Raw genomic sequence first — 13,130 nt, 5'->3', positions numbered from 1 at the left:
TCTGTCAATGAGAACTATTATCATTGACAATCGTTCTCATTGTGAATTATATTTTAAATTAAACATAATCATTAAGGAGCCTTTTGAATGCCATGCAAACTGATCTATTAGAGCAATCCGAACCAAAGAAATCCATTATTCATACCCGTTACGGCTTCATGACGGTCATCCTTGTCCTGCTGATCGTTACAATCCTGTCGGTTGGCGCAGCAGTCTCCTTCGGGCAGGTTGACATTCCCGTATCCCAATCCTACCGGATTCTGCTCCATCACATTACAGGCATCCAAATCGGAGATGTTCAGGAGCTGACTTCCGGTTCTTATGTTGATATTATCTGGAAAATCCGCTTCCCCCGCGTCCTGATGGCGATGTTCATCGGTGCCGGCCTTACGTTATGCGGAACCATCATGCAGGCCGCTGTTCAGAATCCACTGGCCGATCCATACATACTTGGTATCTCTTCCGGCGCTTCTCTTGGAGCAACGTTTGCGATCTTAATCGGCTTCGGTTCTATGGGGCTATTGGGTCAAACGGGGATTGCCTTCTGGGCATTTGCCGGTGCGGTCGGCGCTTCGCTTCTCGTCTTGCTCCTTGCAAGTGCAGGCGGCAAAATGACCTCCGTCAAGCTGGTTCTGGCCGGTATGGTCATTAATGCATTATGTACAGCCTTTGCCAATTTCATCGTCTATTTCGCGAACAATGCTGAAGGCATCAAGACGGTTACCTTCTGGACGATGGGCAGCCTGGCCGCTTCGAGCTGGGATAAGCTGCCGCTGATTGGGGTAGCTGTCCTGCTTGCTGTTATCTTTTTCCTGCTGCAATCCCGGGTACTGAACACGATGCTGCTCGGAGATGAGGCTGCTGTCACGCTGGGAATTAATCTGAGTGTATACCGCAAGGCCTACATGATTCTTACTGCGCTGATTACCGGGGTAATGGTGGCAAGCTGCGGCATGATCGGATTCGTGGGACTGATTATCCCCCATATGGTGAGAGGGTTTGTCGGATCTGATCACCGCAGGCTGCTCCCGGCGTCCATTCTGTTCGGTGCCATCTTCCTGATCTGGACGGATGTTATCGCCCGGACGATTGTGCCGAATGTGGAGCTTCCGATTGGGATTATTACCGCCTTGATTGGCGCACCGATGTTCATGTACATGCTGATCAAAAAAGGCTATGCGTTTGGAGGCAAATCCTGATGAATTTAAATGTTGACCGTCTGTCCGTTTCTTTTTCTAATGCCAATATTGTAAAGGATGTATCTCTGAAAGTTCACAACAAGCAGTTTGTCGGCCTCATTGGACCGAACGGCTGCGGCAAATCCACGCTTCTAAAAAGTATCTATAAAGTAATCAAGCCGCGTCAGGGCGATGTTTTCTTATCAGAATTGGATGTCATGAAATCAAGCCCCAAAGCTGTGGCGCAAAAGCTGGGCGTAGTCGGCCAATTCAACGAGCTGAGCTTTGACTTCACCGTCCGTGAAATGGTCGCGATGGGCCGAACCCCGCACAAGGGAATGCTGGAGACTGATAACCGGGAGGATTACAGCATCGTCTCCGGCGCACTCCGCAAGGTTAACCTGGAAGGTTATGCAGACCGCAGCTATAATTCATTATCCGGTGGAGAGAAGCAGCGTGTCATCCTGGCCCGCGTGCTGGCGCAGCAGCCGGAATTCATGATTCTGGATGAGCCTACCAATCATTTGGACATTAAATACCAGCTGCAAATCCTGAATATTGTTAAAAAGCTGGACATCGGCATTCTCGCTGCGCTCCATGACCTTGCCCTAGCCGCAGAATACTGCGATTATCTCTATGTCATGAAGGAAGGTCAGGTCGCAGCCAGCGGAAAACCAGAGGATATCTTGACGAAGGAATTGATTGGCCAGGTATTCGATGTGGCCTGTGAGACTTACCGCAACCCCGTGACCGGGGCGCTCGCCATTGCTTATTTGGAAACGAGGTAGTTTTCCCGTTTCTTGTTATTTTCCCGCAGAGCTAATATTCTTACGCAGCTTGTCAAAGGGAGGCTGGCCGTATATCATCTCCAATGTAAAATCACGGCTATCCTCCCCGCTTTTCACCTCTAAGCTCATTTTCTCCGCAAATTTGGCTACAGTGTCCATGACTTTCGTGCTTTGCACCGGGAATTTACCGACTGAGCTTTCGGCCGACAGCATCACGGCATCTGAACCATCCAGTACGGCTTGGGCGATATCCGTCACCTCGGCACGGGTCGGTACGGGATGATCGGTCATGGATTGGAGCATATGCGTAGCAGTAATGGCATAGGTCTTCGAACGGCTGCACTCGCGGAGAAGCGCTTTTTGAATGAACGGGATTTGCTCAAAAGGCAGCTCCACACCAAGATCTCCCCGGGCAACCATGATTCCGTCTGAAGCCTTCATTATTGAAGCGAAGTTAAGAACGGCATGAACGGTTTCAATCTTGGAAATGAGGCCCGGCTGCTTATATTTCCCCAGAGAAGCGATATACTCCCGAATCTCCTCCAGATGAGCCTCCTCGCGGATAAAAGAACATGCAATCCAATCAACCTGCTGCTCCAGCAGGAATTGAAGGTCCTGCTTGTCTTTGGCTGTAATTGCCGGTAAGCGAAGTCTCGTTCCCGGAACATTGACGCCCTTCCGGCTGCCGATCGTTCCGCCTACAGTGACGCGCGTTGCGATGCTTCCCGGCTTTTTATCTGTCACCTCAAGCTTGACTTCTCCATCATTAATCAGTACTGTATCTCCTATTTGAATATCATCCAGCACACTGGCGTTATCGAGCGCCGCCCGCTCCCGGCCTCCCGGCTCGTCGGACTGGTCAAAGATAAACGGCTGGCCGACTTCTAATTGAACCGCGTCCCCCTGCACACTTTTTAAGCGGATCTTTGGTCCCTGCAAGTCGCCTATGATCTTTACAGATTTCCCTGATTCGGCTGAAGCGGCTCTCAAAGCATTGATCACTTCTTTATGTTCTTCGTGGCTGCTGTGTGACATATTAAGCCGGGCAATCGTCATGCCGCCAAGCAATAATTCCTTAAGTACTTCCGGAGAAGAACTGGCCGGACCGATTGTACAGATCAAATCAACGCCCAAAAATAATCACTCCCATACTCGATTTGCGGTCACATCATATTATTTCCACTGCCGCCACAGTAGTATGTATTCACTTCCCCATAATGACTTTGTTGATCAAAAAATGAAATACACAATATTTCCAAAAGAATTAAATTTTCTCTGAAATTAACCGATATTCTATATGGAAAAGTATGCCAAAGGAGGACTTTGTCATGCAAATCACAAATAGTACAGCGACCAAATCTGCCAGTTATAATCAGACGTTAAGTACATACGGCACGAATCAGGACAGTCAATTGAAATCTATTCAAGGTCAAATTGAAAACTTGCAGAATCAACTGCAAAACCTCTCAAACAATAAGGAAATGTCTGCGGCAGAGAAGCTGGACAAACAGAAGGAATTGCAGCAACAGCTTCAAGACTTAAGTAAACAGATGGAGCAAAGAAAACTAGAAATGCAACAAGAAAAGCGGGAAAAGGCAAATGTTGAAGATAATAGCGGAAATGATGAATCTGAAGCTAGCAAAACTGGAATGGATACACAGGAGATGGGGTACATTATTTCTTTTTCTTCCGCAAAAGATCAGATGGCAGGGATGGGTAAAATTAAAACAGAGTTAGAGGGTAGATTGAGAACGGCAAGCAGCGAAGAAGAAAAAACCAAGTTACAAGCAAAAGTAAATAGCATTACTAAAGCAATATTTACAAAAGCGAACGAGACAAATGAGGCAATCTCTGATTATCAAAAGCAGGAGAATGAAGTGAAAGAGGTTTAAAATAAGCAAGAGGAAAACATTAAAGAGGATGGCGAAGTAGACATAAACAAAGTTCCAGGGCATTCAGACATGCCAGAGGAAAAATCCAGCACCAGTGAAAAAGCTGTAATTTATACAAAAACCGGCGAGACAAGTCAGCAGGAACCAGGTACGAAGCTTTCAATATTAGTATAGTAGATGAGTATCAAACTTTGTAAAGACTGAAATTTTGCCGTCATGGCCTGGCCGAAAACGGGGAACAGAATGAGGAAAATTAGCGCCCAGCGGCCTGGCCACACATTATCGAGCATATTATACAATCCCCACGCATTCGCCAGCTTTTGTCCTGCCTTACGCACAACTCCTCCTCGCAGGCAGGGATCAACATCAGTCTTCCATCTTCTACCTGCACAGCTTCAACTTTTCAATCGCTTCTTCTTCCGTCCTCAGGAAAAAAATATCGTTCCCATTGTTGCACTCATAAATGAAGTCCCGCAAGCTCTTACTGGAATACACAGAGAAATCACCAACAATAGCGGCCTTCACGTGATAGTTGATGAACTTCTGCAGAATTTCGCCAGCCAGGCGTGTTTTCAAATCGAAAAATTGTTCGCTCACCAAAGATTTGTGTATCACGATCCGCTCGCAGTCAGCTTCATACCGTACGGTGGACATAAGATCAAGTGCGGACTGAACATCTTCAATCACTGTCCCGCTGCCGCTGACAACTGCGATATTTACGCCATCTTTTTCAACTTTAGTTATATTCATAGGTTCTCACTCCAAAAAGGATAACATCGCTGAATGGGTTACGACCAAAAGTGTACCTCATTTCCGAGCGATTGACCATACCTATGCTCAAATATCTGAATGACCTCTTACTTCCCTTCCGTTCGTGCTTTTCCAGACAAGCTACTTTCGACTGGTTTATCGTACGCGTCATCGGCTTCATGCTGCGTTCTGACCTTCTCGGTTTGACTTCTGTCATTCGAGATCTCTCGCTTAATGCTCGCTGCTATGAGACGCTGATTCACTTCTTTCGTTCACCCGCCTAGTCTTTGCAATCTTTGAGGCGGATTTGACTTCAGGTCGTTCGCCGGTCTGCGCCTCTGCTGGTCATTCAGGATCGCGTGGTCCTCGTCGGTGACGGGATATGACTTCGAAGTGTTGTCGGATTTGAACATGCCCATCTCAGCAAGGTTCAATTCCTGATTGTAAACGAAGTCGAAGCAGGTCAATGTTCTTAAAATGTTCCTCGGAGTAGACGGTGTCTCCCGGGAGCATGGATTCACAATGCATTCCCAACTGGAGTCAAGCATAGCCCAGCAGTTTAATTATGCGCCAGAGTGAGGTTTATCCGGTATTTGATGCCAGCAAATTAGCAAAGGCCGCTTTATTTACGATCATTCCCTTAAGCAAGGCTACGGGAATCATTACGAATAAACAGCCAGAGCCTTGCCTGGAAGCGGCTTGTATAGAGAGCAGCAAGTCCAAATATACACAGATGAATGAGCCCATCCGGCAGCTGACCACGGATTTTTTGATTATTTATCGCTGTCCGCAGTGGCAATCCGGAATATGGATGCTCCTAAACGGGCTATCTTGCTGAAGTGGACTGAGATTCCGTTAAGCGTCCTGAAATACCTTATTTTAAGCTCAAATGAGGAGGATAACAGATTTTCAGTCCGAATGCCCCGCCATTTCGCCAGTTTTACCCCAATAGCGGAATCTCAGTCCTACTCACAAGCTGATCAGTCATGAAGAGCCCGGTAAGCTCCAACTGAGGAAATGTGCAATCGATAAGCTCCCTCTTAATCACCCGTCATTGTGGTGTTTTTCTTCATGAAGAGGAATTACAAAATCTTACTTGTTAAGTAAAGAATATCATGGTATTCTGCACAAAGAGGAGATGATCAGATGTTTGAAGAGGGGTCGTTTCGACCAGTTCAACCCGTTAAGCTGGTAGACGATATTGTGAATCAAATTCAACACAAAATTTCAACAGGGCTTATTCTGCCTGGAGACAAATTGCCTCCCGAACCTGAATTAATGAATCTGTTCAATGTAGGCCGTTCAACAATCCGGGAAGCCATTCGTGTGCTGGTTCATGCCGGACTGCTCGAGAAAAAGCAGGGATTTGGAACGTATTTAAAATCCAGCCCCATGATTCAAGAGCCACTTACCCATCGTTTACACCGTGCAGAGTTGATTGAGGTCTTCGAAGCCCGGAAAATGATCGAAATAGAAATTTCAAGATTGGCCGCTCTGCGGCGTGATAACACAGATCTATCCAACATGCGAGAGCATTTAGATACACGGAAGATGGCACTGGAGCAGAATGACCGTGAGCTCTATGCCAGAACAGATATTGAATTCCACATGGCCGTAGCAATTGCCAGTAAAAATTCGGTGATCATTGACTTATATCGAACATTTTCTCATGTTCTATCAGAGGCTATGAATAAATTGAACCGCAGCTATAGTTCCCATGATCCCCGATCCTACTACCATGAACAAGTGTATGAATCTATTAAAAAGGGTGATTCCGATCAGGCAGTATATTGGACTCTGAAAATTCTAAATAGCACACTTTCCGAGCTTTAAATTTAAAAGTAGACTGTAATAAGGAAGGGGAATTGGGCATGATCATATCACTCCAAAATATATCCTGGCAAAGGGATAAGACGATGGTTCTGCGCGATATGAACTGGGAAGTGGAGCAAGGACAGCACTGGTGTATCGTCGGTCTGAACGGATCAGGCAAGACGACGATGCTGAACGTCGTGAATGGTTATATTTGGCCGACGATGGGGCAAGTCGAAGTGCTGGACCACCGCTTCGGCGATGTCGATCTGCGGGAGCTACGCAAACGAATCGGCTGGGTCAGCACTTCGCTACAGCAGAAGCTGTACGGCCATCAGACTGCGCTGAAAATTGTCCTCAGCGGGAAATTCGCAACCATCGGTCTGTATGACAAGACGAATGAGGAGGATTTGAAACAAGCCGAGGAGTTGATGGAATTCCTTGGCTGCTCTCCCTTGGCAGCTCGTACATACGATACCTTGTCGCAAGGACAGCGCCAAAAAATCATCATTGCGCGCGCGCTAATGGCCAATCCGGACCTGCTGATCCTGGATGAGCCATGTACAGGACTTGATATCTTTGCCCGGGAACAGTTGCTGCAGATGATCGAGAAGATTACGCAGCAGCCCGGCGGACCGACCTTGCTGTATGTAACGCATCATATCGAAGAGATAACGCCTTGCTTCACGCATACGCTGTTGGTGAAAAACGGTGAAATCTACAAAGGGGACGAGACAGTAAACTGCTTACGTTCCGATGTGTTAAGCGATTTCTTCGATACCCCTGTTGAAGTACAGGAACATCATAACCGTAAGTGGCTTACACTTACCGATGAGTAATAATTAACTTATTGAATACTGGACAGTCAAAAGCTCTTGTCGAAAAATCGCAACATAGAAAAATAACCCAATCAGGCAATGGCCACCTTCGAGTGGTTTGTCGTTATCGTTGTCGGCTTTATGCTGCGCTCCGACCATTTAGGCGTGACTTCGGTCATTCGGGATCTATCGCTATGCAGCCGTTGCTATGAAACGCTCCTTCACCTCTTCCGTTCATCGCATGATCCCTGCCCTCTTTGCGGCAGATGTGGCTTCAGGTCGTCCGCCAGTCAGCTCCCCTGCTGGTGATTCAGAATCGCGTGGTTCTCGTCGGTGACGGGATGAAACAGGCCAAGGAAGGTCGCCGGATGCCGGGGGTCAAGAAGCTCCATCAGGAATACGAGAACGTCTCCAAAGGCGAGTATATTTTCGGCCATCTGTTTGGGGCCATCGGCATTCTGATCAGCGATTCCCGGAAATGGTTCTGTTTGCCCTTGTTCATGAATCTGCAAGACGGCATCCAAACCATCCTGAGCTGGAAGAAAACAGATTATGAATCGGAGTCGCCTTCCCATGTCGTTCAGATGATTGAACAAGGGTTCGAGGCCGCGAAAGGCTTCAGCCAAGCACTGCTGCTCTTGGATCGCTACTTTTTGTCCGTTCCTGCCTTGCAGCGGCTGCGGCGTGCCATTCGGGCTCCGAAGCCCGGATGCATCTGGTGACGAAAGCCACCACCTAAAAAAGGCAAGGCGGTTAAGCTAAAGGAGCCGTTCACGACTCGCGTTACCGATTTTCTAACCGCCAACGTTCTCCTATACGGCAAAGAAGAGAGGGGCCAATATCTAGCTGTGGATCTACTTTGGGGACAAGGCTGGTATCAGGAATTGCGTTTTATGCTGGTGATTCATCAAGGCCGCTACTCCATTCTGGTCAGTACGGATCTCACGCTACCTACCACAGACATCATTCGCTTATACGGCTATCGCTTCAAGATCGAGTTCACGTTTCGGGAAATGAAGCAGGTTATCGGGGCTGTTTTTCCGCTATCTGTGTACGCCTTCCCATGCCGTAGTCTCCGAAGCCACCGTTGCCGCTTATTTACAAAAGTCTATTTTTCGCCTGTTTGTGCAAAATCCGCACTTATCCATAACGAAAATAATTAAATCCAAGCAGGCACCGTCCAATGTTGACGAGGACTCGCTGGCTTCTTAGAGGTGTAGAGCTTTTTACTGACCAGTTCATAACTCCTCCTTTTCTCCTCTAAAAGCTTATCTGCCTGTCATTCTTCTGACATAATCCTCAACAATGTACCTATCTTCGCCCTTTATTCCTCAAATTCATCCTCTTCTTCAAAGCCGCCATATTGATTGGGTGCCTCCCCTTTAGTCTCTATAATCAAGGGTAATTTCTGGCCCGACTTCACTTCTGTATCCCCAGATACTGCACGATAAAATGCCATTCATCGCCATAATCGAATAAGAGCAGTAGCTTTTGTTTCGGGGTATGGGATATGTCTCACGTTCAATTGCCCACCCTTTATCCGAAAAAACAATCATGGGCAGCCTGTCGCTGTACTCAACTTCCAGATACCCTTTACGTATCATCCAGTCTACTCGGTGCATGATATCTTCTATCTTCAAATCATGATAATAACCATAGACAGGAGATGATTGCAGCTCGTGCTTCAAGATCTGACAAGCTGCGAATATCACCTGAATCCAATTTAACCTCGACTTTAGGATTTCTTCTCCCCATAGCAGCTTATCCCCCATTTTCTGTTTCGCAACATTATAGAATAATTCAACCCACTCGTCAAAAAAATGCAAGTCCCGAATGCCGGGAAAGCCTACCTTAATTCGACTTCCCCAGCAGGAATTAGCGCCGTTTGTTCCATCATCTATACTTCTTCCCCGCTTTACAGAACAGTGCGCAGAAACTTCCCTGTATGGGAGGCCTCCACTTGGGCAACCTGCTCCGGTGTGCCCTCGGCAACCACGTAACCGCCCTCATGGCCGCCTTCCGGGCCCATGTCAATAATATAATCGGCGGATTTCATGACATCCAGATGATGCTCGACAACGATTACGGTATGCCCCTTATCCACCAGCTTGCCCAGAGACAGCAGCAGCTTTTGGATATCCGACAGATGCAGCCCTGTGGTTGGCTCATCAAGGATGTACAGATTATGGGCTCCCCGCTTGATCTTGGACAGCTCATGGGCTAGCTTGACACGCTGTGCCTCCCCGCCTGACAAGGTGGTCGAGCTTTGTCCTAGCCGCATATAGCCAAGCCCCAGTTCATCCATAATGTCCAGCTTATGCTTGAGGTACTTGTGCTCACGGAAGAAATCGCGGGCTTCTTCGACCGTCATCTCCAGCACATCGGCGATGCTTTTGCCCTTAACTTTGATTTCAAGACCTTCTTCCGAGAACCGCAGTCCTTTGCATACCGGACAAATGGTTTCGATATCCGCCATAAACTGCAGGTTGGTCACGATAATTCCGTCTCCCGCGCATTGCTCACAGCGGGTGCCGCCCGCATGGGTCAGGCTGAAATCAATAGGCTGGTATCCCCGGTCGATGGCCTCCGGCTGCATGGCGAACAGATCCCGGATTTTATCGTACATGCCAATATAGGTTGCCGGATTGGATTTGCTGTTCCTGCCGATTGGCGTCTGGTCGATATTGATAACATTGTTCAGCAGGTCCGAACCAAACAGAAAATCATGCTCCCCCGCAACAATCCGGGCGGAAGTCTTATCAATCTTCAATTGCTTGTACAGGATTTCGTTGATTAGCGAGCTTTTCCCGGAACCGGATACCCCGGTCACACAGATGAATAGCCCCAGCGGAATATCCAGATCCACATTCTTCAGATTGTTCTCCCTTGCACCTTGAATGCTTAAAAAGTCATCCCCCAAGCTCCGACGCTTCTCAGGAACAGGAATACAGGCTTGCCCCGACAGATATCGACCTGTTACCGACTGCGGCTCGTGCATAATATCTTCCAGTCCGCCGCTCGCTACAACATTGCCGCCATGAATCCCCGGACCCGGACCAATTTCGATGATATAATCCGCGCTCTGTATCGTATCCATGTCATGCTCAACCACGATTACGGTATTGCCTATATCCCGCAGCTTCTTCATCGTATCAATGACCCGGCTGGAATCCCTAGGATGAAGGCCAATACTCGGCTCATCCATGACGTACAGCATCCCCATCAGCTCGCTGCTGATCTGGGTCGACATTTTGATCCGCTGCATCTCTCCGCCAGAGATACTGTCGCTTCTCCGGCTAAGGCTGATATAGTGCAGCCCGATGTCGATGAGCAGAGACACTCTGGTCTTGATCTCTTGAATGATGGAGGAGGCCACGTCCTGAATCTCTTCATCGAACGTCAACGCTTCCAGCGAATGAAGCAGCTCCGGCAGTTGTTTGCGGCTTAGCTGATCTATATTCTCTTCTCCAAGATTTACCTGAAGCCGCTGCTGCTTGAGCCTGGCTCCATGACATTCAGGGCAGATTCTCTCAATCATACACTCCTTGATAAAATTCGGCTCGAAGGCTTCAGTAGTCGAACTCTTCCGTATGTAGTGCTTATACCAGCTCTCCATCTCATTGACGAAGCCCCAGAACGGCCGGTCCCGTCCGATAAGCCAATTCCTCTTCGTAGAGTTGGCCGGCTGGAGCATAGGGACAACCTCACCTTTGGTCCCATAGAACAGAATGTCATGCACCGTCTTCGGAAGATCGCAAAAAGGAGTGTCCAGGCTGAAATTATACTTCTGGGACAAGCTGTACATCAGCACGGAGCGGTAGCTATCCTTCCCCGCCGGGTTGAAGACTGTATTCTTGAGCGCCCCCTTATTGATGCTCTTCTCCGGCGCTACCACCAGGAAGCGTGGTTCCACCACATAAGACATCCCCACCCCGAGGCAGGTATGGCAGGCGCTTACAGGCGAGTTGAAGGAGAAATGAAAGGGCTGCATGTCGCAGAGGAAGAAATGATGCTCCGGGCACCCGAAGTCCTGATAAAAGGAACGGTTCACGCCTCCCGGAACCTCTACCTTAATCATAATATCCTCTTCCAGAGCCAGCATCGCCGCTTCTATGGATTTGGTCAGTTGAATGTAGGTATCCTTCTTCAAATGAAAGCGGTCAATGATCATCTCAATGTGGTAGTCCCTGGTTTCGTCCAGCTCTCGCTTCTCAGCCAATGAAAAAGCTTCACCGTCTACGAGCAGATTCTTATACCCTTTTTCCCGAAGCTGCTGAAAGGTATAGTTGTAATCCTCTCCGAACACTTTATAGACGGGAGCGCGCAGCTCTACCACTGTACCGAATGGCAATGAGGAGATCCGCTCGGCAATCTGGGCCGCAGAGAGCTGCTTCAAGGAATGGCCGCATTCCGGGCATTTGCCGACACCTGCGGTGGAGTAGAGCAGACGCAAATAATCGTTGATATCCGTAACCGTTCCAACAGTTGAGCGGGGATTGTTATTGCTTTTTTTCTGTTCGATGGCGATTACCGGGGACAAGCCGCGCACATAGTCTACCTTTGCTTTTTTAAGCTGGCTGATCCGGCTCTTGGCGAAGGTGGAGATGGAGTCCAGAAACCGCCGCTGGCCCTCCCCGTAAATCACGTCAAAAGCGAGCGAGGACTTTCCCGAGCCAGACACTCCCGTAATCACCGTCAGTTTGTCCCGCGGAATTTCCACAGAAATGTTCTTCAGATTATTTTGCTTGGCCCCGGATATCTCGATGGTTGTTCTTACTGACATGAATAAGGCTCCTTTCTGCATCTTTTATTTACGGAATATACAAATAGCCTACTTCCTCAACGGCACGCTTGCTTTTGGGCGTAATCCGGATGGTCTGGGTTACCTTTTCTATGACCCCTTTATCCACTAAATAGTCCATAACGCCAAACAGCGCATCGCTGCTCACTTGAAAATACTTATTGATCAGCGTAACGGTCTTGATTTCCTGATCGCTCATAAATTCAATCACCGGCTTGGAAAAGATGGGGAGATGCTGTTCCAGCACCTTGTCCAGCCGCTCTATGCCGCTCTCTATTTCCTCCACGCTCATATGATGAGACATGGCCTCCTGATAAAATGGAGCAATCGCCTCAGGATTTAGAACCACCGCTCTTTGGATCGCCTCTCTGGATATCGCTTCACCGTGGATGCACAGCTCCATATGAGCAACCGACTCCGCAGCCTTAAGCAGATAATACTGGGCGTACAGCGGGTCCTTTCTCACGGTCAGCCACTTCTGGGTTTTGTCGCGAAGGTGAACAATCGTTCCGGCAATATGGAGTGCAGAAACTGCGATATCATCACTGCCAACCCGCTTCAGGTCTTCAAAATATTCGATCAGGGTCTCATCTGTGGAATAGACCATCTTCCCCTTGGAGAAGTAGGATTGGGAGAAGGACCCTCCTATTGCCCGTTCCATGCCTCTCTTGAATTCACTGCGGACCATAAGGTACACATTGATAAGAATGCCGTCCTCATCAATGCAATAGGACTTAGTGACAAGGGGCTGGTCGCGGACAATCATGGTCATATCAATATCGCTTTTCTCCCAGACCACATCATATGCGAGACTCCCGCTGACAATAATGGCAATCACATTCGGATCGCCCTTGACCTTCCCGATAAAGCTCTCCTGCGCTGCTATATAGCGTGCTTTCAGTTCTGCCTGTGCAACATTGTCCATAATCTCTTACTCTCACCCTGCCTTCTTCATAAAGTAATCGTTCCCATCCCCCCGTTATGGTAAAATCATACTACACTGCTGCTATAGGAACCGGACAAAAATTGCTGTGTTATAAAACATGAAGTTCATCTTACAAGCAGAAACGGCTTTGCCGTCCTTAAAAGGA

General features: G+C 48.2%; 10 protein-coding genes. 6 read left to right on the top strand and 4 right to left on the bottom strand.

What is annotated here, in order from left to right:
• Positions 1 to 92: 92 nt before the first annotated feature.
• Positions 93 to 1,199 (top strand): FecCD family ABC transporter permease, encoded by a 1,107-nt coding sequence (locus ACX1DY_RS04745; RefSeq protein ID WP_458963048.1) that lies wholly within the window; start codon positions 93 to 95, stop codon positions 1,197 to 1,199.
• On the top strand, positions 1,199 to 1,966 hold the full coding sequence (locus ACX1DY_RS04740) for an ABC transporter ATP-binding protein (protein WP_458963047.1): 768 nt from the start codon (positions 1,199 to 1,201) through the stop codon (positions 1,964 to 1,966). Before ACX1DY_RS04745 ends, ACX1DY_RS04740 begins: the two co-directional genes overlap by 1 nt.
• A gap of 15 nt (positions 1,967 to 1,981) precedes the next feature.
• Here ACX1DY_RS04740 and pyk read toward each other — a convergent pair whose 3' ends face one another.
• A complete protein-coding gene (pyk, locus tag ACX1DY_RS04735; RefSeq protein ID WP_458963046.1) occupies positions 1,982 to 3,100 on the bottom strand; it encodes a pyruvate kinase in 1,119 nt (372 codons plus the stop codon).
• Positions 3,101 to 3,294: 194 nt separating this feature from the next.
• On the opposite strand from pyk, the gene ACX1DY_RS04730 reads away from it, so the two are divergent.
• Positions 3,295 to 3,858 (top strand): FlxA-like family protein, encoded by a 564-nt coding sequence (locus ACX1DY_RS04730; protein WP_458963045.1) that lies wholly within the window; start codon positions 3,295 to 3,297, stop codon positions 3,856 to 3,858.
• A gap of 381 nt (positions 3,859 to 4,239) precedes the next feature.
• Here ACX1DY_RS04730 and ACX1DY_RS04725 read toward each other — a convergent pair whose 3' ends face one another.
• Positions 4,240 to 4,608 carry a DUF4180 domain-containing protein gene (locus ACX1DY_RS04725; protein WP_458963044.1) on the bottom strand — a complete coding sequence of 123 codons (369 nt, stop codon included), beginning with the start codon at positions 4,606 to 4,608 and terminating at the stop codon, positions 4,240 to 4,242.
• A gap of 1,146 nt (positions 4,609 to 5,754) precedes the next feature.
• Between ACX1DY_RS04725 and ACX1DY_RS04720 the strand changes: the two genes are divergently transcribed.
• The 3 genes from ACX1DY_RS04720 to ACX1DY_RS04710 all read left to right on the top strand — a co-directional run bounded on the left by ACX1DY_RS04720 (position 5,755) and on the right by ACX1DY_RS04710 (position 7,960).
• The gene (locus ACX1DY_RS04720) at positions 5,755 to 6,441 is read left to right on the top strand and encodes a FadR/GntR family transcriptional regulator (protein WP_458963043.1); all 687 of its coding nucleotides are present in this window, start codon (positions 5,755 to 5,757) and stop codon (positions 6,439 to 6,441) included.
• 38 nt (positions 6,442 to 6,479) lie between these two features.
• The gene (locus ACX1DY_RS04715) at positions 6,480 to 7,259 is read left to right on the top strand and encodes an ABC transporter ATP-binding protein (protein ID WP_458963042.1); all 780 of its coding nucleotides are present in this window, start codon (positions 6,480 to 6,482) and stop codon (positions 7,257 to 7,259) included.
• Between the two features lie 236 nt (positions 7,260 to 7,495).
• Positions 7,496 to 7,960 (top strand): hypothetical protein, encoded by a 465-nt coding sequence (locus ACX1DY_RS04710; protein WP_458963041.1) that lies wholly within the window; start codon positions 7,496 to 7,498, stop codon positions 7,958 to 7,960.
• Between the two features lie 1,193 nt (positions 7,961 to 9,153).
• Here the strand turns inward: ACX1DY_RS04710 and uvrA are convergent.
• Together uvrA and ACX1DY_RS04700 are read right to left on the bottom strand one after the other, a co-directional pair.
• A complete protein-coding gene (gene uvrA, locus ACX1DY_RS04705; RefSeq protein ID WP_458963040.1) occupies positions 9,154 to 12,021 on the bottom strand; it encodes an excinuclease ABC subunit UvrA in 2,868 nt (955 codons plus the stop codon).
• 28 nt (positions 12,022 to 12,049) lie between these two features.
• A complete protein-coding gene (locus ACX1DY_RS04700; RefSeq protein WP_458963039.1) occupies positions 12,050 to 12,964 on the bottom strand; it encodes a nucleotidyltransferase in 915 nt (304 codons plus the stop codon).
• Between the last annotated feature and the right edge of the window lie 166 nt (positions 12,965 to 13,130).

Source organism: Paenibacillus sp. BAC0078, assembly GCF_054483875.1.
The sequence above is the reverse complement of the archived record's forward strand: the minus strand, read 5'-3'. Positions and strand labels throughout refer to the sequence as shown.

What these genes read in the sequence shown, in the direction of transcription:
- uvrA (WP_458963040.1), bottom strand. Translation starts at nt 12,021, where the DNA reads ATGTCAGTAAGAACAACCATCGAGATATCCGGGGCCAAGCAAAATAAT.
- ACX1DY_RS04720 (WP_458963043.1), top strand. Translation starts at nt 5,755, where the DNA reads ATGTTTGAAGAGGGGTCGTTTCGACCAGTTCAACCCGTTAAGCTGGTA.
- ACX1DY_RS04730 (WP_458963045.1), top strand. Translation starts at nt 3,295, where the DNA reads ATGCAAATCACAAATAGTACAGCGACCAAATCTGCCAGTTATAATCAG.
- ACX1DY_RS04715 (WP_458963042.1), top strand. Translation starts at nt 6,480, where the DNA reads ATGATCATATCACTCCAAAATATATCCTGGCAAAGGGATAAGACGATG.
- ACX1DY_RS04740 (WP_458963047.1), top strand. Translation starts at nt 1,199, where the DNA reads ATGAATTTAAATGTTGACCGTCTGTCCGTTTCTTTTTCTAATGCCAAT.
- ACX1DY_RS04725 (WP_458963044.1), bottom strand. Translation starts at nt 4,608, where the DNA reads ATGAATATAACTAAAGTTGAAAAAGATGGCGTAAATATCGCAGTTGTC.
- ACX1DY_RS04745 (WP_458963048.1), top strand. Translation starts at nt 93, where the DNA reads ATGCAAACTGATCTATTAGAGCAATCCGAACCAAAGAAATCCATTATT.
- ACX1DY_RS04700 (WP_458963039.1), bottom strand. Translation starts at nt 12,964, where the DNA reads ATGGACAATGTTGCACAGGCAGAACTGAAAGCACGCTATATAGCAGCG.